This window comes from Citromicrobium bathyomarinum (assembly GCA_001306305.2).
GTDB classification, from domain to species: domain Bacteria; phylum Pseudomonadota; class Alphaproteobacteria; order Sphingomonadales; family Sphingomonadaceae; genus Alteriqipengyuania; species Alteriqipengyuania bathyomarina.
This window is the reverse complement of sequence record CP155577.1, coordinates 3190680-3212315: the sequence shown is the minus strand read 5'-3', so window position 1 is coordinate 3212315 and position 21636 is coordinate 3190680. Positions and strand designations below refer to the sequence as shown.

Genomic DNA, 21636 nt, shown 5'->3' with positions numbered 1-21636 from the left:
TCGCTATTCTACCGCACCTGTGGCCGTGCGCCTAACGCGCATCTTGACGCGAATCATTTAGGCATTTAGCTAAATACCTATGAACAAGGTCTTCGACGCCCTTTCGCACCCCATCCGGCGGGAAGTGCTCGAACTGCTCAAGTCGGGCGGGATGACTGCAGGCGATCTCGCCGATCGCTTCCCCGTGTCCAAGCCGACCATGTCCGGCCACTTCGCCAAGCTGAAGGAAGCCGGGCTGATTCAGGGCGAAAACCGCCGGGGATCGGTGGTCTACACGATCAACATGTCCACGCTCGAAGAGGCGCTGCACGGGTTCATGGGACGGGTCGGGATCGGCTCCGCACCGGACGCCGTGTCGCAGCGCGACGGTCTGAATGGAAAGGAAAGCACATGAAGGTACGATCGCTGTTGCTGGTCAATCTGCTGCTCGTCGCGCTGATGGCAGGGTTTGCCTTCTGGGTTGCGGGCATCGCGCCCGTGGGGATGGAATTGCCGACCCACTGGAACGCTGCCGGCGAAGTCGACCAGACGATGGCCCCGCTGCCCGCGTTGCTGATGCCCGCAGGTGTCTCCCTGTTCGTCGCGCTGGTCTTCGCAGTCACGCCGATGCTGGAGCCGCTGCAGGACAAGCTCGACAAATCCGCGCCGCTGCTGCGCGCGGTATGGATCGGAATCATGGCGCTGTTCGTCGCTCTGCAGGGCATCATCGCGGCGCCGGTCTTCGGCTATTCGCCCGGTGCAGGGGCGATCATGCTGCTGGTCGGCCTTCTGTTCGTGGTGATCGGCAACACGCTGCCCAAGTCGCGCCCCGGGTTCTTCGTCGGGATCCGGACGCCGTGGACGATCACCGATGAAGACAATTGGGTCGCGACCCATCGCCTGGGCGGCAAGCTGTTCATGCTGGCGGGCGTCGCACTCGTCATCGCGGCGCTGCTGGATGTGTCTGCCGGACTGCGTCTGGCAGTGATGCTCGGTGGGACGCTGCTCGCCGCGCTGGTCCCGGTCATCTACAGCTGGTGGTTCTGGCGCAGCCACCGCCATGCCGGGAAGGAGGCGTAAGATGCGCAGAGCTACCACACTCGCGAGTGCGCTGATGCTCTCGGCAATGGCCTGTCCGTTGTCTGCGCAACAGGCGATCACCACCACTCATGCCGGGTTGGAGGGTGACCTTGCCGGGACGCTGGAGGGCACGCTCGCGCAAGGCACGCCCGCAGTGCTGATCGTGCCCGGCTCCGGCCCGACCGACCGCGACGGCAACAGCCCGCTGGGCATCGCGGCGCAGACCTACAAGCTGCTTGCCGAGGCGCTGGCGCAGCGGGGCATTGCCTCGGTCCGGATCGACAAGCGCGGGATGTTCGGCAGCGCGGCCGCGGTGCCCGATCCCAACGCAGTGACCGTGGACGACTATGTCGCCGACATAGAGAGCTGGGCGGACACGATCTCCCAAGCAAGCGGCGGGCAGTGCGTCTGGCTGCTCGGCCACAGCGAGGGGGGGCTGATGACGATGGCGGCAGCGGCGGAGGCGGAGGACCCGTCGCGCTATTGCGGGCTGCTGCTGGTGGCGAGCGTTGCGCGCAACCTTGGCGATGTCCTCAGGGCGCAGCTCGCCGCCAATCCCGCAAATGCTCCGATATTGCCCGAGATCGACGCGATCATCGCTAAGCTGAGGGCGGGCGAGAGCGTTCCTGCTGGCGGGATGCATCCCGCACTTGTGCCGCTGTTCGCTCCGCAGGTGCAGAGCTTCCTCGGCAGCGTGTTCCGGCAGGAGCCGGCCGAGTTGATCGCAGCGCATGATCTGCCGGTGCTGATCCTAAACGGCACCGCAGACTTGCAGACGCCCGCCGCCGACGCGCGGGCGCTGGCCTCCGTGCGGCCCGATGCAACGCTGGTGATCCTCGAGCGTGTGAACCACGTTCTCAAGCAGGTGCCGGACGACACCCGCGCGGCCAACCTCGCTACCTATGCCGACCCCGACCTGCCGCTCGCGCCCGGACTGGTGGACGCGATCGCACAGTTCGTGGCCGAGGAGGGCGCCAGCTAGGCGGCTTCACCCTCGACCGCGTAGTGGCCCAGATCCTCTTCCTTGGTGGCGAGGCTGACGAGCACGACCGCGATGGTCGAGGCGATGAAGCCGGGGATGATCTCGTACACACCCGGGCCGCCCAGGAACTCGCTGTTCCAGCCCTGCGCGATCCAGAAGCCGACCGTGCCCGCGCCGACCACCAGCCCGGCGAGCGCGCCGGACCCGGTCATCCGCGGCCAGACCAGGGCGAGCAGGATCAGCGGGCCGAATGCGGCACCGAACCCGGCCCAGGCATTGGCGACCAGGCCCAGCACTTCGCTTTCCGGATCGCTGGCGACCCAGATCGCGGCCAGCGCCACGATCAGCACGCTGACGCGGCCCACGTTCACCGCCTCGCGCTCGCTCGCATCGCGGCGCAGGAACAGACGGTAGAAATCCTCGGTCAGCGAGCTGGACGAGACCAGCAGCTGTGAGGAGATCGTGCTCATGATCGCGGCCAGCAGCGCGGCGAGCAGGAAGCCGGTCACCAGCGGGTGGAACAGCAGGTCCGCCAGCACCACGAAGATCGTTTCCGGATCGTCGACCACGATGCCGTTGCGGTCCGCATAGGCGCGCCCCGCGAGCCCGATGCCCAGTGAGCCGAGCAGGCACACGAACATCCAGATCAGCCCGATATTGCGCGCCGTCGCCACCTCGGGGATGGAGCGAATCGCCATGAAGCGCACGATGATGTGTGGCTGCCCGAAATAGCCGAGCCCCCAGGTCACCGCGCTGAGCCAGCCGATCGCGGTCAGCCCCTGCGTCAGGCTGAGGAAGCCGGGCTGGATCTCGGTCAGGCTGTCACCCGCGCTCCCGCCGGGGCCGAACATCACCACCAGCGGCATGACGACCAGCGCCAGCAGCATGATCACCCCCTGGACGAAGTCCGTCAGGCTCACCGCGAGGAACCCGCCGACCATCGTGTAGGCCAGCACCACGCCCGCGGTGATCCACACGCCCATCATGTAGTCGCTCAGCCCGGTATCGGGCAACAGCGCGGGGAAGGCGGTTTCGAACAGCTTGCCGCCGCCGACCAGGCCTGCGGCGGAGTACACCATGAAGAACACCACGATCACGATCGCGGAGACCACCCGCAGCGCCACCGCGCGGCTGGGGAAGCGGTTGGCCATGAACTCCGGAATGGTCAGCGCATTGCCCAGCCGTTCGGTCTGTTCGCGCAGTCTCGGCGCGACGATCGTCCAGTTGAGCACCGCGCCCACGAACAGCCCGATCCCGATCCACGCCTCGACCAGGCCGGCGGCGTAGAGCGCCCCGGGCAGGCCCAGCAACAGCCAGCCCGACATGTCCGACGCGCCGGCCGAGAGCGCCGCCACCCCCGGCGACAGCCCGCGTCCGGCGAGCAGATACCCTTCCGAGGTATCGGTCGATTTCTTCCAAGCAAATAGCCCGATCGCCAGCATGAGGGCGAAATAGGCTGCGAGTGAGATGAGTACGCCTGTCTGCATGGGCGCATTGCCTAACGGCTCGTGAACGGTTTGACCACAGGAAGCCGGGAAGTGTCTCATACAGGGCAGGCGGAGCGCCCGCAGAGCGGCATTGCCGGGGTGGCCTGACACACCTGACACACAGTCCAGGGGTTCAAATCTGCTCGATCGAACGGCGCGAACTTATCGACCCCGTCGATCAGCGGCGTGACCGGGGCGCGGCGTGGTGACGGACGGTGCGAAAGAGCGGCGGCGAGTGTAGCGCGGCGCTGGGGAGTAGGAAAATCAGGCTGCCATCAGCAGCTCGATCCGCCCGAGTCCCGGAGTAGGCCCATGACTGTGGATGAACTCACAATGTTCTTTTTATGTTCTTGTGCGCCGGGGCGAATTTTGGCATGATGCTAGAAATTGACCCGGAGGTGGCCATGACGAACATGTCTTTTACGGAATTGCGGCAGATGGCAGGCCTGTCGGTCGAGGATGCGGCGAGAGAGCTCGATTATTGCCCGAGTACAATCTATCGCTGGGAGCGAGGTGAAGCCAAGCCGAAGGCCTCCGTGTATCGTGCTCTGGAGGTGCTGGCGCAGTTTGGCCCCGATCCTTCCGTGACGGATCCTGACAGGGATTTGCATTTCCGGTTTATCGATCTGTTCGCCGGTATCGGAGGATTGCGTATCGGCTTCCAGGGAATTGGTGGCCATTGCGTGTTCACTTCCGAGTGGGACAGGTTCGCCCAGGAAACCTACCGTGTGAATTTTCGCGACAACCACAAGTTGCATGGTGACGTACGCGAGTTCGCTGAAAACCCCGAACTGATCCCCGAGCATGATGTGCTGCTCGGAGGGTTCCCGTGCCAGCCATTTTCGCTTGCGGGCGTTTCCAAGAAAAATGCGCTTGGTCGCCCGCATGGTTTTATGTGCGACACCCAAGGCACCCTCTTTTTCGACACCGCACAGATCATTGCCCACCACCAGCCCGCAGCTTTCGTGCTGGAAAACGTCAAGAATCTGGAAGGGCATGACAAGGGGCGCACGTTTGCCACCATCATGCATGTTCTGGAGAACGAACTCGGCTACCATGTGCAGGCGAGGGTGATCAGTTCGGCGCCCTGGGTGCCGCAAAAGCGAGAGAGGATATTTATAGTCGGCTTTCGAGAGAAGTCGGCGTTCAACCTCGCAGGGCTGGAAATTCCGGCAGTCGCAGACGGGCCGAAGCTTGGTAGCATTCTTGAGCCCCATGATCAGGTTGATCCTAAATATACTCTCACCCCGCGCCTCTGGGAGTACCTTCAGGAGTATCGGAAGAAGCACGAAGCAAAGGGCAATGGTTTCGGCTACAGCCTTTTCGGTCCCGGCGATGTGGCGAGAACTTTGTCGGCACGTTACCACAAGGACGGCTCGGAAATTCTCATCGCACAGGAAGGCAAACGGCCTCGCCGTCTGACGCCACTCGAATGTGCAAGGCTCATGGGGTTCGATCGTGGGGAGCGCCGCTGGACAATTCCTGTTTCGGATACGCAAGCCTACCGGCAGTTCGGCAATGCAGTGGTGGTGCCAGTGGTGGAGTTTCTGGCTAACGCCATCAGAGATCATCTTGCGGCTGCATTGGGGGCGAAAGGGCCGGAAAAAGCCCGGCACACTGTTTCCATCTCGCGGCCTGATCGCAAGCTGGCTGCCGTTGGCTGACATCGTTTCGCCGGAAGTTCGCAGCCGGATGATGGCGGGAATCCGGTCGAAAGATACGAAGCCGGAAATGGTGCTGAGGCGTGGGCTTCACCGCTTGGGTTTCCGCTACCGGCTTCATGACGGGAAGCTGCCGGGCAAGCCCGATCTTGTCTTTCCGAAATACAACGCCGCCATTTTCGTGAACGGATGCTTCTGGCACGGGCACGACTGCCCGCTGTTCAAATGGCCGAAGACAAGGGAAGCCTTCTGGCGCGCGAAAATTGAGGCCAATCGCCAGAGAGACGATGCAGCACTTGCTGAATTGACACGCTCTGACTGGCGAGTGCTGACAGTCTGGGAATGCGCCTTCAAGGGGCCAGCGCGCATCGGTGCCTTGGCCGCAATCTCGAGCACCGATCGTTGGTTGCGATCGGATCGAAAAGTCGCGGAAGTAAGGGGAGGCAATTGTGATGATGGAACTGCCGGATTGGCTTGACCGATACGCAGTCGGAAACGTTCTCTGGTATGCCAAACGACTGTCAGGCAATGATACTCTTGCCAACGATTCCCATCAGGCAGGTCCGTATGTGCCAAAAGACATTATCTTCTCCGTAGTCCCGTCAATCGATCGACGAGACATCAAGAACCCTGATTCCTGGCTCGATTTCTACATCGACTCACACTGCGATCATGTTCGTGCGCGCGCTGTCTATTATAATAATAAGTACCACGGCAGCACCGCCAAGAGTCCGCGTGATGAAGCCCGCTTTACAAATTTCGGCGGAATAGATTCCGCCTTGCTTAACCCGGAAAGTACCGGCGCGATTTCTGTTTTCGTCTTCCGGCGCGATGACGAAGGCGTTGCCATCGACTGTCATGTGTGGGTTTGCAGCAGTGAGTTGGAAGAAGACATCGTCGAGGACCGGGTCGGACCGGTTGAGCCTGGCCGTTATCGGGTTTGGACGCCAGGAACGGTGCGAGACGGAGATCTTTTCGTCCAAGCTGCTCCGCGGGCTAGTTGCTGGTTGTCCAATGACGAAATGCCAACCAATTGGCTGACGAAGTTCCCAAGCGGACTGGAAATCGTCGAGAAAGCAGTGGCACTACGCCCTGATAATAGCCTCGGCCCCGACAACCGCATATTGCGACGCAGGGACTGCGAATTCGAGATTTTTCGAAGCGTAGAGAAGGCGATTGAGCTGCCGAATATCACGGCAGGATTTTCGAGCGTGGACGATTTCATCGTCCGGGCGCAGACCATACTTCAGCGACGCAAGGCACGGTCAGGCCGGTCGCTCGAATTGCATGCACGCGCGATCTTCATTGAAGAAAATCTGGTCGAGAATGCCGACTTCTCGCATCAGCCGGTTTCCGAGCCGGGTAAGTCCCCGGATTTTCTATTCCCATCCCAGTCAGCCTACCAAGACAGTTCATTCCCGGCGGACCAGCTACGTATGCTCGCGGTAAAGACCACTTGCCGAGACAGGTGGCGACAGATCCTCAACGAGGCAGACCGCATCCCGCGCAAGCACCTTCTGACATTACAGGAGGGCGTGTCGGAAAGCCAATTCCGGGAAATGACTTCAGCTGGTGTGACTTTGGTGGTCCCGGAAAAGCTCCGGGAAAAGTTCCCGAAGCCTGTCCGGCCTCATCTCCAGAATCTCGAGAGCTTTATAGGGGATGTCCGCTCGCTCGCAGCGCGAACTTAGCTATCCATCTTGCGCTTGTGGCGCTTGCGCTCATGGGGGTCGAGGTGGCGTTTGCGCAGGCGGATGTTCTGGGGGGTGACTTCGACCATCTCGTCGTCGTCGATATAGGCGATCGCCTGTTCCAGCGTCATCACGCGCGGCGGGGTGAGGCGGATCGCGTCGTCCTTGCCGGTCGAGCGGAAGTTGGTCAGCTGCTTCGACTTCATCGGGTTGACTTCGAGATCGTCGGGCTTGGCGTTCTCGCCGATGATCATGCCTTCGTAGATCTTCGCGCCGCCGCCGATGAACAGCTCGCCGCGGTCCTCCAGCGCGTTGAGCGCGTAGGGCACCGCCTCGCCCGGCACCATCGAGATCAGCACGCCGTTCTGGCGGCCTTCGATCGGGCCCTTGTAGGCGTCGTACTTCTCGAACAGGCGGTTCATGATCCCCGTGCCGCGCGTGTCGGACAGGAATTCGCCGTGGTAGCCGATCAGGCCGCGGCTGGGGGCGGAGAAGGTGATGCGGGTCTTGCCCTGGCCCGACGGGCGCATCTCGGTCAGCTCGGCCTTGCGGCGCTGCATCTTCTCGACCACCGTGCCGGAGAATTCGTCGTCCACGTCGATCACGACGGTTTCGTACGGCTCCTGCCGCTGGCCGTTCTCTTCCTTGAACAGCACGCGCGGGCGCGAGATGCCGAGTTCGAAGCCTTCGCGGCGCATTGTCTCGATCAGCACGCCCAGCTGCAGTTCGCCGCGGCCCGCGACTTCGAAGCTGTCCTTGTCGTCGGCTTCGGTCACGCGGATGGCGACGTTGGTTTCCGCTTCGCGGTTCAGGCGGTCGCGGATCATGCGGCTGGTCACCTTGTCGCCCTCACGGCCCGCGAGAGGGGAGTCGTTGACGGCAAAGCGCATCGCGAGCGTGGGCGGGTCGATCGGCTGCGCGGCGATCGGTTCCTTCACCGCAGGGTCGGCAATGGTGTTGGCGACGGTGGCCTTTTCGAGGCCGGCCATCGCGATGATGTCACCCGCCTGCGCGCTCTCCACGGGCACGCGGTCGAGCCCGTCGAAGCTCATCAGCTTGGTCGCGCGGCCGACTTCGATCACCTTGCCGTCGCGGTCGAGCGCGTGGATCGGATCGTTGACCTTGATCTTGCCCTGCTGGACGCGGCCGGTGAGCACGCGGCCCATGAAGTTGTCCCGGTCGAGCAGGGTGGCGAGGAAGGCGAAGGGCCCGTCGGTGTCGAGGCCCGGCGCGGGCACGTGGTCGACGATCAGCTTGAACAGCGGCTGGAGATCGCCTTCGCGTGCGTTCTCGTCCTCGCTCGCATAGCCGTCGCGGCCCGAGGCCCACAGGCTCGGGAATTCGAGCTGCTCGTCCGTGGCGTCGAGATTGGCGAACAGGTCGAACACTTCGTCGAGCACTTCCTGCGGGCGGGCGTCGGCGCGGTCGATCTTGTTGACCACCACGATCGGGCGCAGGCCCAGCGCCAGCGCCTTGCCGGTGACGAACTTGGTCTGCGGCATCGGGCCTTCGGCGCTATCGACCAGCAGGATGACGCCGTCGACCATGCTCAGGATACGCTCCACCTCGCCGCCGAAGTCGGCGTGGCCCGGGGTGTCGACGATGTTGATCCGGGTGGTCTCGTCGCCGTGCTGCCATTCGACGCTGGTGCACTTGGCGAGGATGGTGATCCCGCGTTCCTTTTCGAGGTCGCCGGAGTCCATCGCGCGTTCTTCCACCCGCTGGTTTTCACGGAAGGTGCCGGACTGGCGGAACAGCTGGTCGACCAGCGTGGTCTTGCCGTGGTCGACGTGGGCGATGATTGCGATATTGCGCAGGGACATGGGAGAGGTTCGCTTTCGGGGAGGGAGACGCGCGCGGGGCGCTGTTGCGCCGCGCCCTTAGCCGCCTTGGTGCGATGCAGCAAGTGATGCGCGCGTCAAACCCGCGTGCAGGCGGGTTAGGCCACCCCTGTGTGAGGCTTTGTGTGAGGTTGGTCGTGCTCTCGTGCCTGCGAATCGGGCGGAAATGGTGCTGCGACAAGGATTTCGGCTCATCGCAAAGCATTTGGCGACCTGCCCCATTCCGTTACGGCATGCACGAGCGTGCGCCATTTCCTGTGCCGTTTGAGCAACACTTGTGCGCGAGCCCGCCGGATTCTGCGCTTTTCGGAGTTGAGTGCGGGAAACTCGCGGTTTACTGGTGAAACCAAGCGCAAACCATGCGCACCGAAACCACATGAGAGAGGAAGCACTCGATGGCTCATTCGTCCTCCGGCATCGCCGGATTTTCCCGCCACGCCCTGTTTGCCGGTGTTGCCGCGCTCGCGCTGCCGGTCGCAGCCCACGCGCAGGACAACGCGCCTGCCGGCCAGTCCGACAACGGTGAGGATGTCGAGACCGCGGAAGAGCTGGAGCAGGCGCTGGGTGGCAACACCATCGTCGTCACCGCGACCAAGCGCGAACAGACCCTTCAGGAAGCGCCCGTTTCGGTCAGCGTGACCACCGGCGAAACGCTGGAGCGCGCCGAGATCCGCGACCTTATCGACGTGCAGACGGTCACCCCGTCGCTGCGCGTCAGCCAATTGCAGAACTCTTCCACCACCACCTTCATCATCCGCGGTTTCGGTAACGGCGACAACAACTTCGGTGTCGAGCCGTCGGTCGGTGTGTTCATCGACGGTGTGTTCCGGTCGCGCTCTGCCGGCGCCATCGGCGACCTTGCCAATGTGAACCGCATCGAAGTGCTGCGCGGTCCGCAGTCGACCCTGTTCGGCAAGAACGCGAGCGCCGGTGTCGTCTCGGTCATCACGCGCGAGCCGCAGTTCGACTTCGGCGGTTCGGTCAGCGCGACCTACGGCAACTTCAACCAGTTCGTGCTCAAGGGCGATCTTACCGGCCCGCTGACCGACGATCTGGCCTTCGCGATTTCCGGCGGGCTCAACAAGCGCGACGGCTACGCCGAAGTGATCGGCTTCGATGAGAAGCTGAACGATCGCAACCGCTGGAACGCCCGTGCGGACCTGCTGTTCGACAATGGCGGCCCGCTGCGCATGCGTGCGATCGGCGACTATTCCAAGATCGACGAGATCTGCTGCCAGGTGAACAACCTTGTCGCCGGGCCGACCACGCCGCTGGTGTTCGCCGCAGGCGGCAACATCATCACCAATGATTTCTTCGGCGATACCGCGGCGCTCAACCTCCTGCCGGTCAACGAAGTCGAAAGCTACGGTCTCTCGTGGCAGGCTGACCTCGATCTGGATACGATCGGGGTCACCGCGATCACCGCGTATCGTGTGCTCGACAACTTCTTCAACCAGGACGTCGATTTCACCGGGCTCGACTTCATCCGCGAGTTCCGTGACCAGAAGGCCAAGACCTTCACGCAGGAAGTGCGGGTCACCTCGGACTTCGACGGGCCGTTCAACTTCCTGCTCGGCGGCTTCTACTACAACGACGACGTCACCCAGCAGAGCGGCATCACCAACGGCGCGGATGGTCGCCTGTTCTTCGATCTGCTGGCGGGTGGCGGCACCCCGGGCACGCTGGCGGCGGTCGAGACCCAGCTTGGTCTGCCGGTCGGTTCGAGCTTCGCTGCGGGCCCGAGCACGCGGGAAAGCTTCGCGATGCAGAACGAGAGCTGGTCGGTCTTCGGCACGCTCGACTTCACCATGCTCGACGATCGTCTGACCCTGAGTGCGGGCTTCAACTACACCGACGACCGCAAGGACTTCCAGCTTTCGCAGCGCTCGCTCGATCCGCTGGCGAACGTCAACCTGGCGGATGCCTATATCGTCGGCGCCCTGGCCAATGCGGCCGGGATCGACGCGACCGACCCGGCCCAGTTCAATGCCTTCGTGGGCACCCCTCTGGGGCAGGCCGTGTTCGGCCAGGTGTCGCAGCTGGCGGTGACGCCGTGCCCCACCGGCGTGTCCAACCCGGCGGTGTGTAACCCGCTGCTCGGCCTCGCCGCGCTGCAGTTCCTGCCGCCGTTCCTTGGCGTCCCCAACGCGGTGGAACCGGGCAAGACCCACGACGACAAGTTCACCTACACCCTGCGTGCCTCGTTCGAGATCACGCCGGAGCTGAACACCTATGTGACCTACGCGACCGGCTTCAAGGCAAGCTCGATCAACCTGTCGCGTGACAGCCGGCCGGTGTTCGGTGACTACATTCCCGCCACGCTCCCTGCGGGTGTGCCGGGCGTGGTTGGCGGCAGCCGCTTCCTCTCGCCGTCCTCGCCGATCCGCGATGCGGGCCTGCCGATCACCAACCTGACGGTCGGCACCCGCTTCGCCGGGCCGGAAAATGCCGAAGTGTATGAAATCGGTCTGAAGGGTAACTACCCGGGCATCTCGTTCAACCTCGCGCTGTTCGACCAGACGCTCAAGGGCTTCCAGTCGAACCTGTTCACCGGCACCGGCTTCGCGCTGTCCAACGCCGAACAGCAGTCGACCCGCGGGTTCGAGTTCGACACGGTCATCACCCCGGCGGACCCGCTGGCGATCACCTTCGCGATGACCTATCTCGACGCGACGTACGACAGCTTCGCCAACTCCCCGGTTGGCGACCTGACCGGCATGCGGCCGGGTGGCATCCCCGAGTTCGCGATCTCGACCTCGGCGACATACACCCACGATTTCGGCTACAGCGGCAACCAGCTGATCGCCCGTGTGGACTACAACCACGAGAGCAACGTGTTCGTGAACAACGGGCTCTCGTCGGTGCGTGACAACAACTTCCGCCGCGAAGTGAACCTGGTCAACGCCTCGCTCACGCTGGCGCTCGCCAACGGGATCGAGATTGCCGGCTATGTCCGCAACCTGACCAACGACCGTTACATCCTGACGGTCTTCCCCAGCGTTGCGCAGTCTGGCTCGGTTTCCGGCTATCCCAGCGCGCCGCGCACCTATGGCGGCACCGTGCGCTTCAAGTTCTAAGCCTCTCGCAAGAGAATTGGACACCAGGAGAAGAGGCCCCCGTTGCGGGGCCTCTTTTTTGCGTCGAGATGCATGGAAGCGGCGGTGTTCGGCCTTGCGGCAGCGTTTCGGCCATGCACAATATCGCCGGGTAACGTCCGGGCGGGCAGGTGCACGCCCAATGCCTTGGGGGAAGAATGATGCAGTGGATGATCCTGCCGTTTAAGCGGTACTTCGATTTTCAGGGCCGTTCGCGACGGCTCGAATTCTGGATGTTCGCGCTGCTCAACGTGATCGTCTACTCGGTGATCGGCATTCTGATCGTGGCCACCGGCTCGACGGCGGACCGCCTGGGGGCGGCAGACCCGAACGATCCTGCATCGGTCTATTCGATCCTCTTCGGCGGCTTCGGGATGCTGTTTATCGTGTGGGGTCTGGTCGTGCTGATCCCCAGCATTGCCGTGTCGGTGCGCCGCCTGCACGATCGCGAGATGACCGGCTGGTGGTATCTGGGTTTCATTATCCTGAGCGCTATTCCGCTGCTCGGCCTGATAGCGTCCATTGCCTACATCGTGGTGATGGCGCTGCCGGGCACGCCGGGACCGAACAAGTACGGGCCCAGCCCCAAGGAACATGTCACCGCAGAAACCTTCGAGTAAGCGACCGGGGCCTCAGATCCGCCGCAGCGAACCGCCAGACACGTCCCACACGGCGGCGTCGGGCAGGATCGGGTCGAACGGCATCCGCTCGGTTCCGGTCATCCATACCTGCTCACCATTGGCGGCGAGGCGCGCGAACAGTGCTTCGCGCCGCTGCGGGTCGAGATGCGCGGCAACCTCGTCCAGCAGCAGTAGCCCCGCGCGCCCGCGTGTCGCCAGCGCGCCGTGCGCCAGCGTGATCGCGATCAGCATCGCCTTCTGTTCGCCGGTCGAGGCGCGGGCGGCGGGTACGCCCTTGTCGGCCAGCGTCACCGCCAGTTCCGCGCGATGCGGGCCGATCAGCGTGCGGCCTGCGCGGCGTTCCGTCCGACGATTGCCGCGCAGGGCATCGGCCAATGCGGTATGCTCTTCCGGCCCGGTCGGCTCGATCGCCAAGAGAGGGCGGGGAAACAGCGCATCGGCCTGCGCCTCCAGCTCGCGGTTCAGCTCTTCGACCAGCGCGCGGCGATTGGCGGCGATCGCGGCGCCGTGCTCCGCCAGCTGCGCCTCCAGCGCATCGAGCCATTGCGGATCGGGCGGCGCATCGTCCGACAGCAGCCGATTGCGGTTGCGCAGCGCGGTTTCGTAGCGGTTGGAGAGCGCGGCGTGGCCGGGCGCGGTCGCCAGCGCCAGCCGATCGAGATAACGCCGCCGCGCGCCTGCGCTGTCGGTAAACAGCCCGTCCATCGCCGGGGTCAGCCAGCGGACCGAGAGCCATTCGGACAGACCCAGCGCGCTGCGCTCCGCCCCGTTGACACGCACCCGGCGGCGATTGGGTTGTGCCGCATCGACCACGGTGCCCAACTGGACCGGCTCCGCCCCGTCGGCAGGCTGCAGCCGCGCGGCGACGGTAAATCCGCCCGGCCCGTCGATCCGCGCCATCTCGGGCAGTTTCGCCCGCCGCAACCCGCGCCCCGGCGCAAGCAGCGAGAGTGCCTCGAGCACGTTGGTCTTTCCCGCACCATTCGCACCCACGAGCAGATTGAACCGCGCGGTGTCTTCCAGCGCGGTCTGCCGATGGTTGCGAAAATCGAGGATCGAGATGCGGTCGAGCGCCATGGGGGCCTTTGAGAACGGGGCCTAGCGCGGCGCGCGGATGCAGGCCAGCGGAATGCGTGAAAAGCCCGGTTCCAAGAGTTGGGAAAAATTCCCAAGCTTTCGGAAAGGTGAACGAGTGGTTGTCGTCCGGCTCACCTCCGAACCACGCAATTCCGCCATTTCTTCAACTTGGCACGGCTCCTGCAAAGTAGTCGATATCCGGCGGGATGGTCCCCCGGAAACATGAAAGGAACCACTCACATGACCACCACCGACCTCCGCAGCCGCATGTTCGCCGCCGTTATGGCGCTGGGTATCTCCGCCGTTTTCTTCGCCACCGCGATCGTCCCTGCCAGCCCCACCGGCCTCGTTATCGCCTGAGCCGCCACAGTCTGACCTACCTCACCAACCGCTTTTCAAAGGACACACTCACCATGCAATCCATCGCCCGCAACACCTTCGCCGCCGTCTTCGCAGTCGGCATCTCGGCCATGTTCTTCGCCACCGCGATCATCCCTGCCAGCCCGACCGGCCTGGTCATCGCCTGAGCCACCCCACCACAGATTTTTCACTGGAGACCGACACCATGCAATCGCTTACCCGCAACCTGCTCGCCGCCGCCGGGGCACTCGCCTTCACCGGCCTCGCCTTCGCCTTCGCCATCGTGCCCGTGATGGTCGATACTGCCGGGATGGTCGCATGAGCCAGCTCGACACCGACCGCCACGCATCGCGGCCCGCCCGCGAGTTCCGCCTCGACAAGCAGCGCGGCTCGATCGCCGGGGTCTGCGCAGGGATCGCCAACTATTTCGGTTGGGACGTCACCATGGTCCGCCTCGCCTTCGTGCTGACGACCATCTTCCTGACCGGCGCCCCGCTGATCGCCTATCTCATCCTGTGGGCGATCGCCGACTGACCCGGCCGGAGGCCCACTCCGGCCACAACTCCCGGTCGGGGGCGAGTGGATCGCCCCCGCACCAAGCCTTCTTCACATTGCCGAAATGCCGCCATCCAGCCGCAGCTCCGCCGCAGTCATGAAACTGCTCTCGTCACTGGCGAGATAGAGCACGCCATTGGCGATTTCCTGCGGCTTGCCGACCCGCCCGAGCGGGATCTGACGCGCCAGCTTGCCCATCACCACTTCCTTGTCGAGCCCGGCATTCTTGCCGATCCCATCCAGAATGGGCGTATCGACGAAGGTCGGATGGATCGAGTTGCAGCGGATATTCCAGCCCATCTTCGCACAATAGAGCGCGACCGACTTGGTCAGCATCCACACTGCCGCCTTGCTGGCGTTGTAGCCGGGCATGGTGTCGCTCGCGATCAGTCCCGCGATCGAGCTGATATTGATGATCGAGCCGGGCTGATTGTCCTTCATCAGCTTCAGCGCCTTCTGGCAGCCGAGGAACGGCCCATCGACATTGATCGCGAAGCCGCGGCGCCAATCTTCCAGCGTGCAGGTCTCGATATTGCCGCGCACGCCGATGCCAGCATTGTTGAGCAGGATGCTCAGCCCGCCGAGCTTGTCGTCCGCCATCGCGATCGCCGCATCCCACTGGTCGGGCTCGGTCACGTCATGCTTCATCGCAAATGCGGTATCCGCGCCCAGCTCTTCATTGATCGCATCGGCGGTCGCCTGCGCGCCTTCGCCGTTGATGTCGGTGCACAGCACCCGCGCACCCTCGCGCGCCAGCGTGGTCGCGGCCTGAGCGCCAAGCCCCTGCGCCGCGCCCGTAATCAGTGCGAGCTTGCCCGCTACCCGTCCAGCCATCCGTTCTCTCCAATTTTCTGTGTCATCAGCAGCATGGCGAGGCGCACGTCGAGAGCAACCCCTGCTGCGCGTTTCTCGTCCACGAAAGCGGCCAGCTCGGCCAGCTTCACGCGGTGGACCGTGATATCCTCGCCATCGACGCCGCCGCCGTCGCCGACCTTGGTCAGCCCTTCGGCGCGCAGCAGGGAGAACCCTTCCGAGACCATCCCGGGGCTGGAGAAGAACTCGCCCAGATCGGTGATCGTCGCCGCGCGGTAGCCGGTTTCTTCCTCCAGCTCGCGGTGCGCGGCGGTGATGGCGCTCTCGTCCGACGCACCGTCATCGTCGCCGACCAGCCCGGCGGGGATTTCGAGGCAGCGACGGCCCAGCGGCACGCGGTACTGTTCGACCAGCAGCACGTGTGCCCCGGAATCGGAGGCGTCGATTGCGATGATTGCTGCGGCGCGGATATTGCGCGGGCGGCTGGCATATTCCCAGCGGCCCCGCTGCTTGGCGACGATGTAGTCGCCCTGCCAGCGGATTTCCTCGGGCGCGTCGTGGTCGGGGGGATAGGTCATGTCAGGCGGGCCCTAAGACGCCCTTTCCCTTAAGGGAAGGGGTTGGGGAGGGTGTACTAGGGCCGAGAGGTCGAACCCGCACCCCCTCAAAGCTGGATCAGGCGATCGGGCAGCTCGTTCTGGTCGTCCTCGGCGCGGGGGAAATGGGGGGCGAGGATTTCGCCCACGTCGCGCACGCCCGCCGCGATTCCGGCGCCCAGCTGGCCCGCCTTTATCTCGCGCAGCATGTCGACCATCGCATCGCCCCACACTTCGGGCGGCACCTGCTCGGCAATCGCGGAATCGGCGACGATCTGCGCGCGGTGTTCGCGCAGGGACACGAAGATCAGCACGCCCGTTCTGCCATGCGTGCGCCGTTCCGCGCCGACCTTGAAATGCCGGATCGCGGCGTCTTCCACCCGCAAGGTCTTCACCCGGCCCGGGATCAGCGCGAAGCGCACCGCGGGGCTCAGCGTCAGCGCAAAGGTGGCGAGGAACAGCACGATGGTGATCGCGCTGGCGAGGCCCAGCAGGCCCGACGCGGTCCATTCGCTGTTCCACCCGCCCGACAGGGTGTCCACCAGCCCGGTGACGGGATCGGGAAAGAAGGCGAGCAGCATCAGCCCGGTGAAGGCGACGAAGGCCGAAAGCGCCAGCGCGACGTCGGTATAGCCGTCGCTCTCCTGCGCCACGACCGTGACGATCTCGCCCGAAGTTTTCAGCTCCGCTTCGGCGACCGCGCGGGTCACCGCTTCGCTATCTGCGTGGGTTATCTGCATCACCAGCCTCCGCTCGCGCCGCCGCCGCCGGACATGCCGCCGCCGAAGCCGCCGAAACCACCGCCGCCTCCGCCACCGCCGAAGCCGCCATCACCGCCGCCCCAGCCGTCGCCGTCACCCGAGTTGAGTGCGGAGTTGATCGCGGTCCACAGCAGCACATCGCCCACCGCGCTGCCTGCGCCGTAGCGCCGCCGCCTGCGACCCTTCTTGCCGCGCCCGAAGATGGCGATGAAGGCGAAGATCAGGATCAGCCACACGAACGCGCCGCCGATGGTTGCGCCAGTCACCTCGTCTCCGCGTTGTGCGCGCGCGGTGGCCTCCGCTTCCTCGATCGCCTTGGCGGTCGCCGGGTCCATGTCGAGCGCCTCGATCATCTGCGCGACCCCCGCCGCGATCCCGCCGCCGAAGTCGCCCTGCTTGAAGGCAGGGGCGATCGTGTTGCGGATGATCCGCCCGGACATTGCGTCGGTCAGCGTGGGGGTGGAGCCATAGCCGACCTCGATCCGGAGCTTCTGCTCCTTCTTGGCAACTAGCAGCAGCGCGCCCTCGTCGGTCTCCTCGCCGCCGATGCCCCAAGTCTTATAGAGATCGACCGCGTAGCTCTCGACCGTCTGTTCATCGAGTGTCGGAATGGTCGCGACGACCACTGTGCGGCCCGTCTTTTTGCTATAGGCGCGCAGTTCCTCGTCGAGCTTGGCCTCTGTCGCGGCGTCGATCATGTTCGCGCCGTCGTAGACCGGCCCTTCGGGGCGCGGCGGCAGCTCCTGCGCGGCGGCAGGCAGTGCGAGCAGCACGAGGGCGAACAGGATCAGGGTTCTAAGCAGGGTCACGAGGGGGCACCTTCACGGCATTGCGGGGGATTGGGGGCGGCGCGCTTGAGTTCCTCGACCCCGGCGAGCGTGCCCCCGGCGATGTCGCCTGCGCGATAAAGGGGGATCATCGCATTCTCGATGATGCGCTTGGCGCGAACGTCGCTGACATCGTTTTCCAGCCCGAGGCCGACTTCGATCCGTACCGTCCTCTCTGTGGGTGCGACGAGGACGAGCAGGCCGCACTTGGTTGTCTCGTCACCGATGCCCCATTCGTTGAACGTCTCGTTCGCCACGTGCTCGATCGACTCGCCGCCGAGCGATGCGTCGGTGAAAACGACCAACGCAACGCCCGATGTGCGCCAGTACTCGGTCAGATCCTGGTCGAGTGCGGCCTCGGCTTCGGGCGCGAAAATCTCGGCCTCGTCCAGCACGGGGCCATCGGGCCGCTGCGCCACCGGCGTCGCTGCGCTTTGCAGCGAACAGGCGGCCAGCAGCAGCGGCGCAATGGCGACACAGCGGGCAGGCACAAGCCGCCCGATCAATTGTCGGTGCCGGTGGCGGCCCCGTTCCGATCGGCGCCGGTTGCCGCGTTGTCGTTGGCGGGCGCGGCGGCGCTGGGGCTGCTCATGTCATCGAAGTTCACTTCGGGTGCGATCTCGCTGCCAGCCTGCGCCTTGAAGCCTTCCATCGGCTCCGCACCGTAGATCACGTTGGCGGCGATCGTCGCGGGGAAGGTGCGGATGGTGGTGTTATAGTTCTGCACCGCCTCGTTGTAGCGATTGCGCGCCACTTCGATCCGGTTTTCCGTGCCTTCCAGCTGGGTCATCAGGTCCGCGAAACGCGCCTGACTCTGCAGTTCGGGGTATTTCTCGACCGTCACCAGCAGCCGCGAAAGCGCACCGCCAAGCTGGCTTTGCGCCTGATCGAAGCGCTGGATCGCCGCCGGATCCTTGAGGTCGTCGGTGGTCAGCTGGGTCTGAGTGGCGCTGGCACGGGCCTGGATCACCTGGGTCAGAATGTCCTCTTCCGACGCCGCTGCGGCGCGCACCGTGTTGACGAGGTTGGGGACCAGATCCGCGCGGCGCTGATACGCGCTCTGCACGTCGGCCCAGCGGGCGTTGGCCTCTTCCTCTGCCGTGGGGACCGAGTTGATGCCGCATGCGCTCAGCGACACGAGGCCGAGCGCGAGCAGGATCGAGCGAGCGAAAGTGCGGAACGCCATCGAATTATCTCTCCGGAAAAATGGTGTATTGCCAATATACGACACGCCCCCGTCGGTGCAAGGATTTGTGGGCGCAATCGGGGGCAAGATTGTCTCGCCCCATCGCCTTGTGCACAAGAGGCGCGAGACAGGCGGCAGACGAAGGGGGCACCTCTCGCATGTTCAAGGAATTCAAGAAATTCATCGCCCGCGGCAACGTGATCGATCTGGCGGTCGGCGTGGTGATCGGCGCGGCGTTCAGCGGCATCGTGAAGCAGCTGACCGACGCGGTGCTGATGCCGCTGATCGGCTGGCTGTTCGGTGATATCGACTTTTCCAACTGGTTCCTGCGGCTGGGCGAGATTCCCGAAGGCTACGACGGCGCGCTCGACAACTACGAGCAGCTGAAGGAGGCTGGTGTCGCGATGATCGGCTATGGCGCGCTGATCACCGCGATCATCAACTTCCTGATCGTGGCCTTTGCGCTGTTCCTGCTGGTGCGCGGCGTGAACCGCGTGACCGAGGAAATGCAGCGCAAGCAGGCCGAGGTGGAGGATAGCTCCAAGAGCGACGAGGTGCCGACCGATCCGCAGCTCGATGTGCTGAAGAAGATTCTCGCCGAGCTGAAGGCGGAGCGGGGAGGCCAAGGAGGCGGGAATGGCAACGCGTGATGATTTGGGAAAGTGGGTGCTCGCGGCTGTGCAAGAGCTGGGCCCATCTCCTGTCCCTCGTGTGGCCGAGCACATATGGAAAGCACATGCTGAAGAGTTGAAAGCGTCCGGCGACCTTTTCTTCACGTGGCAATATGCGATGCGCTGGGAAGCCATGAAGCTTCGCAAAAAGGGCCAATTTGCTCCAGCCACCAAGGATGGCATGTGGCGTCTGGCTTGATCCTCACTTCACATTCAGCGCGCAGCGCCTATATAGGTCGGTGCCGGTTTCGGCCGGCTATGGTGATAAACTGCGGTGTATAATAGACGCAATGGACCCGGGGGCAGTACCCGGCGGCTCCACCAAAAGGCCCGGTTCCCTAGCGAGAGGGGCGGGCTTCCTGATGGGGCCGAACCAGGATCGACATGCGTTGAAAGGCATCGTTTTTGCCCGGAATGAGCACTCCGTAAAAAGCTCTTTTCACAAGTGCCAACGATAACGAAGCACTCGCTCTCGCTGCGTAATTTGATGGCCTAACGGCCTGAATTTACAAAGCTAAAGCGCGGTTGGACCGACCGGGCAACAGAACGGATACCGGGGGCCCGGGGGAGCCTAGCAACAGAATCCCCCACCTTCATTCCCTGCATTAGCGCTCTGTGGACAGTGCCTCCTTCGCCGCCTTCTCGTGCCTCAGGCAGTCGAGGATCTTCGCCCCCGCCATGAATACCGCCGCCGAGCAGGCGAGGAACAGCAGCTTGCCGCCCCAGCCGGGATATTGCTCCAGATAGTTTGCCCCGCGCGCGGTTGCGCCCAGCGCCAGCGCGTAGATGATCAGGAACGCCTCGAACCGGGTCTTGATCACGAACAGGCGGGAAATCTTGCGGAGCATCTTCATCCTTAACGCGGCCGGCGGATTACCTACGCAAAGCCTGTGCCAGATGAGGGTTCCTGCGGCCCGCGCTGGTTAACGCGCGGGCCATTGTAAGCTTACCCGACAGGGTAACCAGAGCGTTTACCCTAATTCGGTTAGATCGAGCGCGTCGAGCAGCGCGCCGCGTGCCGCGCGCACCTGTTCGCTCAGCGCATCGGTGCCAAGCTGGGCCGGTTCGATCGCTTCAGGCCAATGCTCGGCGATGACCGCCTCGATTTGCTCCGCCTTCGCCTCGTCGAGCAGGAAGCGCGGATCGACCGTCGCGGGGTCGGCGACCACGCGCAGGCGCAGACAGGCGGGGCCGCCGCCATTGGCCATCGACTGGCGCACATCGACCGGGATCACCTGTCGGATCGGGCCATTGCTCTCCGTCATCTTTTCGCAGAACGCCCAAACGCTCGTCGATTCGCGGCATTCGCTGGGGACGACCAGCGCCATGGTGCCGTCGGGCAGGGTGAGCAACTGCGCGTTGAACAGATAGGTGCGGATCGCCTCTTCGAGACTCACCGCGCTCTCGGGCACTTCGACCAGTTCGAGCGCGGGGAACGCCTCGCGGATCGCGCCATAGGCCCCCTGCGGATCGGCGAAGGCGCGCGCGTGGGTGAACAGCACGCGCTCGTTCGCCACGGCGACCACGTCGTTATGGAACGCGCCCGCCTCGATCGCCTCGAGGTTCTGTTCGATGAACACCGTACGTTTCGGATCGAGCCCATGCATGCGTGCGACCGCGCGGCTTGCCTGTTCGTGCTGGCGCGCGGGGAACTTGCCGCCCGGCTTGCCATAGACGAACACCTCGACGCCCGCCTCGCCGTGGCTCTCGCAAAGTCGCATGTGGTTGGCCGCACCCTCGTCGCCGAAGGTCGGCGGCACCGCGTCGTGGACCGCGAAGTGCTTTGCATCGCCGAAGGCGATGTCGAGCTGCGCTTTGGTATCCTGCCATTCCTGCGCGCGATGGAGCATGGTGATGAGGTTGGCTGGGGTCAGGTGGCAGCGCCCGTCGCGCGTGTCGGGCGCGGGGCTGACCGTCGCCGCATTGGCGGTCCACATGGCCGAGGCGGACCAGGGCGCGGCGCGCAGGGCAGGATCCTCTGTGCCGTCGAGCGCCAGCGCATCTCCCAGCACGCCATTGGGACGCGGCAGCGGCAGGAGGAAGCCCTGCGGAAGCCCGCGCGCCATATTGCCGCGCATCTTGGCGAGGCCCTGCAGAGCCGCCTCGCGCGGGTGGCTGGTCTGCCCGCGATGGCTCGCGCTGGCGATATTGCCGAGGCTCAGCCCCGCGTAGTTGTGCGAGGGGCCGATGATCCCGTCGAAGTTGATTTCCTTGAGCACGGTTTTCCCTGTCGTCATTGCGAGCGACCGGAGGTCGCGCGGCAATCCATGGATGAACTGATTGCAAAGCGCGCGGGCCATGGATCGCCACGTCGCTTCGCTCCTCGCGATGAC

General features: G+C 64.3%; 24 protein-coding genes and 1 other RNA gene. 14 read left to right on the top strand and 11 right to left on the bottom strand.

Features of this window, described 5'->3' with window-relative positions:
• The first annotated feature begins 79 nt into the window (after positions 1-79).
• From VO57_016290 to VO57_016280, 3 genes are read left to right on the top strand one after another with little or no spacing between them, the layout of a single operon-like run.
• A complete protein-coding gene (locus tag VO57_016290; GenBank protein XBL69671.1) occupies positions 80-394 on the top strand; it encodes a metalloregulator ArsR/SmtB family transcription factor in 315 nt (104 codons plus the stop codon).
• A complete protein-coding gene (locus tag VO57_016285) occupies positions 391-1059 on the top strand; it encodes an SdpI family protein (GenBank protein XBL69670.1) in 669 nt (222 codons plus the stop codon). The genes VO57_016290 and VO57_016285 overlap by 4 nt, the downstream gene beginning before the upstream one ends.
• Before the next feature lies 1 nt (position 1060).
• On the top strand, positions 1061-2041 hold the full coding sequence (locus VO57_016280; protein ID XBL69669.1) for an alpha/beta fold hydrolase: 981 nt from the start codon (positions 1061-1063) through the stop codon (positions 2039-2041).
• On the opposite strand, the gene putP is transcribed toward VO57_016280, so the two are convergent.
• Positions 2038-3528, bottom strand: coding sequence for a sodium/proline symporter PutP (putP, locus tag VO57_016275; GenBank protein ID XBL69668.1), 1491 nt, complete (start codon positions 3526-3528; stop codon positions 2038-2040). The genes VO57_016280 and putP overlap by 4 nt on opposite strands.
• A gap of 374 nt (positions 3529-3902) precedes the next feature.
• Between putP and dcm the strand changes: the two genes are divergently transcribed.
• Genes dcm through VO57_016260 form a run of 3 tightly spaced genes read left to right on the top strand, consistent with a single transcriptional unit; the run spans position 3903 to position 6880 of the window.
• Positions 3903-5192, top strand: coding sequence for a DNA (cytosine-5-)-methyltransferase (dcm, locus tag VO57_016270; protein XBL69667.1), 1290 nt, complete (start codon positions 3903-3905; stop codon positions 5190-5192).
• On the top strand, positions 5185-5667 hold the full coding sequence (locus VO57_016265) for a very short patch repair endonuclease (GenBank protein XBL69666.1): 483 nt from the start codon (positions 5185-5187) through the stop codon (positions 5665-5667). The genes dcm and VO57_016265 overlap by 8 nt, the downstream gene beginning before the upstream one ends.
• On the top strand, positions 5642-6880 hold the full coding sequence (locus VO57_016260; GenBank protein ID XBL69665.1) for a type II restriction endonuclease: 1239 nt from the start codon (positions 5642-5644) through the stop codon (positions 6878-6880). Before VO57_016265 ends, VO57_016260 begins: the two co-directional genes overlap by 26 nt.
• On the opposite strand, the gene typA is transcribed toward VO57_016260, so the two are convergent.
• Positions 6877-8703 (bottom strand): translational GTPase TypA, encoded by a 1827-nt coding sequence (gene typA, locus VO57_016255; GenBank protein XBL69664.1) that lies wholly within the window; start codon positions 8701-8703, stop codon positions 6877-6879. The two genes, VO57_016260 and typA, sit on opposite strands and share 4 nt — an antisense overlap.
• A 413-nt stretch (positions 8704-9116) precedes the next feature.
• On the opposite strand from typA, the gene VO57_016250 reads away from it, so the two are divergent.
• Together VO57_016250 and VO57_016245 are read left to right on the top strand one after the other, a co-directional pair.
• The gene (locus VO57_016250; protein ID XBL69663.1) at positions 9117-11798 is read left to right on the top strand and encodes a TonB-dependent receptor; all 2682 of its coding nucleotides are present in this window, start codon (positions 9117-9119) and stop codon (positions 11796-11798) included.
• A 188-nt stretch (positions 11799-11986) separates the two neighbouring features.
• Positions 11987-12436: a DUF805 domain-containing protein gene (locus VO57_016245; GenBank protein ID XBL69662.1), complete on the top strand. Its 450-nt coding sequence runs from the start codon at positions 11987-11989 to the stop codon at positions 12434-12436.
• 12 nt (positions 12437-12448) lie between these two features.
• Here VO57_016245 and recF read toward each other — a convergent pair whose 3' ends face one another.
• Positions 12449-13534, bottom strand: a complete 1086-nt coding sequence (recF, locus tag VO57_016240; GenBank protein XBL69661.1) for a DNA replication/repair protein RecF — start codon at positions 13532-13534, stop codon at positions 12449-12451.
• 240 nt (positions 13535-13774) lie between these two features.
• On the opposite strand from recF, the gene VO57_016235 reads away from it, so the two are divergent.
• From VO57_016235 to VO57_016225, 3 genes are all read left to right on the top strand, one after another.
• Positions 13775-13894 carry a recombination protein F gene (locus VO57_016235; GenBank protein XBL69660.1) on the top strand — a complete coding sequence of 40 codons (120 nt, stop codon included), beginning with the start codon at positions 13775-13777 and terminating at the stop codon, positions 13892-13894.
• A 53-nt stretch (positions 13895-13947) separates the two neighbouring features.
• Positions 13948-14061, top strand: coding sequence for an enoyl-CoA hydratase (locus VO57_016230; GenBank protein XBL69659.1), 114 nt, complete (start codon positions 13948-13950; stop codon positions 14059-14061).
• A 151-nt stretch (positions 14062-14212) separates the two neighbouring features.
• Positions 14213-14428, top strand: coding sequence for a PspC domain-containing protein (locus tag VO57_016225; protein ID XBL69658.1), 216 nt, complete (start codon positions 14213-14215; stop codon positions 14426-14428).
• Positions 14429-14500: 72 nt separating this feature from the next.
• Here VO57_016225 and VO57_016220 read toward each other — a convergent pair whose 3' ends face one another.
• The 6 genes from VO57_016220 to VO57_016195 form a co-directional block, all read right to left on the bottom strand.
• Positions 14501-15283 carry an SDR family oxidoreductase gene (locus tag VO57_016220; GenBank protein XBL69657.1) on the bottom strand — a complete coding sequence of 261 codons (783 nt, stop codon included), beginning with the start codon at positions 15281-15283 and terminating at the stop codon, positions 14501-14503.
• Entirely contained in the window at positions 15268-15840 is a 573-nt protein-coding gene (locus tag VO57_016215) for an NUDIX hydrolase (GenBank protein XBL69656.1), read from the bottom strand. The genes VO57_016220 and VO57_016215 overlap by 16 nt, the downstream gene beginning before the upstream one ends.
• An 86-nt stretch (positions 15841-15926) precedes the next feature.
• Positions 15927-16598 carry a hypothetical protein gene (locus VO57_016210; GenBank protein ID XBL69655.1) on the bottom strand — a complete coding sequence of 224 codons (672 nt, stop codon included), beginning with the start codon at positions 16596-16598 and terminating at the stop codon, positions 15927-15929.
• Positions 16598-17428: a TPM domain-containing protein gene (locus tag VO57_016205; GenBank protein ID XBL69654.1), complete on the bottom strand. Its 831-nt coding sequence runs from the start codon at positions 17426-17428 to the stop codon at positions 16598-16600. The genes VO57_016210 and VO57_016205 overlap by 1 nt, the downstream gene beginning before the upstream one ends.
• Positions 17425-17937, bottom strand: coding sequence for a TPM domain-containing protein (locus VO57_016200; GenBank protein ID XBL69653.1), 513 nt, complete (start codon positions 17935-17937; stop codon positions 17425-17427). Before VO57_016200 ends, VO57_016205 begins: the two co-directional genes overlap by 4 nt.
• An 11-nt stretch (positions 17938-17948) precedes the next feature.
• Complete coding sequence (locus VO57_016195) at positions 17949-18632, bottom strand: LemA family protein (GenBank protein XBL69652.1); 684 nt, start codon at positions 18630-18632, stop codon at positions 17949-17951.
• 158 nt (positions 18633-18790) lie between these two features.
• Here VO57_016195 and mscL point away from each other — a divergent pair, with 158 nt between their 5' ends.
• The 3 genes from mscL to ssrA all read left to right on the top strand — a co-directional run bounded on the left by mscL (position 18791) and on the right by ssrA (position 19858).
• A complete protein-coding gene (gene mscL / locus VO57_016190; protein XBL69651.1) occupies positions 18791-19282 on the top strand; it encodes a large conductance mechanosensitive channel protein MscL in 492 nt (163 codons plus the stop codon).
• Positions 19269-19502, top strand: a complete 234-nt coding sequence (locus tag VO57_016185) for a hypothetical protein (protein ID XBL69650.1) — start codon at positions 19269-19271, stop codon at positions 19500-19502. The genes mscL and VO57_016185 overlap by 14 nt, the downstream gene beginning before the upstream one ends.
• A gap of 3 nt (positions 19503-19505) precedes the next feature.
• Positions 19506-19858: a transfer-messenger RNA gene (gene ssrA, locus VO57_016180) on the top strand.
• A 50-nt stretch (positions 19859-19908) separates the two neighbouring features.
• Here the strand turns inward: ssrA and VO57_016175 are convergent.
• On the bottom strand, positions 19909-20151 hold the full coding sequence (locus tag VO57_016175; protein ID XBL69649.1) for a hypothetical protein: 243 nt from the start codon (positions 20149-20151) through the stop codon (positions 19909-19911).
• 123 nt (positions 20152-20274) lie between these two features.
• On the bottom strand, positions 20275-21540 hold the full coding sequence (locus VO57_016170) for an N-succinylarginine dihydrolase (GenBank protein XBL69648.1): 1266 nt from the start codon (positions 21538-21540) through the stop codon (positions 20275-20277).
• Between the last annotated feature and the right edge of the window lie 96 nt (positions 21541-21636).

Bases quoted from the DNA above. Each gene is read 5' to 3' on its own strand.
- VO57_016290 (XBL69671.1), top strand. From the start codon at position 80: ATGAACAAGGTCTTCGACGCCCTTTCGCACCCCATCCGGCGGGAAGTG.
- VO57_016285 (XBL69670.1), top strand. From the start codon at position 391: ATGAAGGTACGATCGCTGTTGCTGGTCAATCTGCTGCTCGTCGCGCTG.
- VO57_016280 (XBL69669.1), top strand. From the start codon at position 1,061: ATGCGCAGAGCTACCACACTCGCGAGTGCGCTGATGCTCTCGGCAATG.
- putP (XBL69668.1), bottom strand. From the start codon at position 3,528: ATGCAGACAGGCGTACTCATCTCACTCGCAGCCTATTTCGCCCTCATG.
- dcm (XBL69667.1), top strand. From the start codon at position 3,903: ATGATGCTAGAAATTGACCCGGAGGTGGCCATGACGAACATGTCTTTT.
- VO57_016260 (XBL69665.1), top strand. From the start codon at position 5,642: ATGATGGAACTGCCGGATTGGCTTGACCGATACGCAGTCGGAAACGTT.
- typA (XBL69664.1), bottom strand. From the start codon at position 8,703: ATGTCCCTGCGCAATATCGCAATCATCGCCCACGTCGACCACGGCAAG.
- VO57_016250 (XBL69663.1), top strand. From the start codon at position 9,117: ATGGCTCATTCGTCCTCCGGCATCGCCGGATTTTCCCGCCACGCCCTG.
- VO57_016245 (XBL69662.1), top strand. From the start codon at position 11,987: ATGATCCTGCCGTTTAAGCGGTACTTCGATTTTCAGGGCCGTTCGCGA.
- recF (XBL69661.1), bottom strand. From the start codon at position 13,534: ATGGCGCTCGACCGCATCTCGATCCTCGATTTTCGCAACCATCGGCAG.
- VO57_016235 (XBL69660.1), top strand. From the start codon at position 13,775: ATGACCACCACCGACCTCCGCAGCCGCATGTTCGCCGCCGTTATGGCG.
- VO57_016230 (XBL69659.1), top strand. From the start codon at position 13,948: ATGCAATCCATCGCCCGCAACACCTTCGCCGCCGTCTTCGCAGTCGGC.
- VO57_016225 (XBL69658.1), top strand. From the start codon at position 14,213: ATGAGCCAGCTCGACACCGACCGCCACGCATCGCGGCCCGCCCGCGAG.
- VO57_016220 (XBL69657.1), bottom strand. From the start codon at position 15,283: ATGGCTGGACGGGTAGCGGGCAAGCTCGCACTGATTACGGGCGCGGCG.
- VO57_016215 (XBL69656.1), bottom strand. From the start codon at position 15,840: ATGACCTATCCCCCCGACCACGACGCGCCCGAGGAAATCCGCTGGCAG.
- VO57_016210 (XBL69655.1), bottom strand. From the start codon at position 16,598: ATGCAGATAACCCACGCAGATAGCGAAGCGGTGACCCGCGCGGTCGCC.
- VO57_016195 (XBL69652.1), bottom strand. From the start codon at position 18,632: ATGGCGTTCCGCACTTTCGCTCGCTCGATCCTGCTCGCGCTCGGCCTC.
- mscL (XBL69651.1), top strand. From the start codon at position 18,791: ATGTTCAAGGAATTCAAGAAATTCATCGCCCGCGGCAACGTGATCGAT.
- VO57_016185 (XBL69650.1), top strand. From the start codon at position 19,269: ATGGCAACGCGTGATGATTTGGGAAAGTGGGTGCTCGCGGCTGTGCAA.
- VO57_016175 (XBL69649.1), bottom strand. From the start codon at position 20,151: ATGCTCCGCAAGATTTCCCGCCTGTTCGTGATCAAGACCCGGTTCGAG.
- VO57_016170 (XBL69648.1), bottom strand. From the start codon at position 21,540: ATGACGACAGGGAAAACCGTGCTCAAGGAAATCAACTTCGACGGGATC.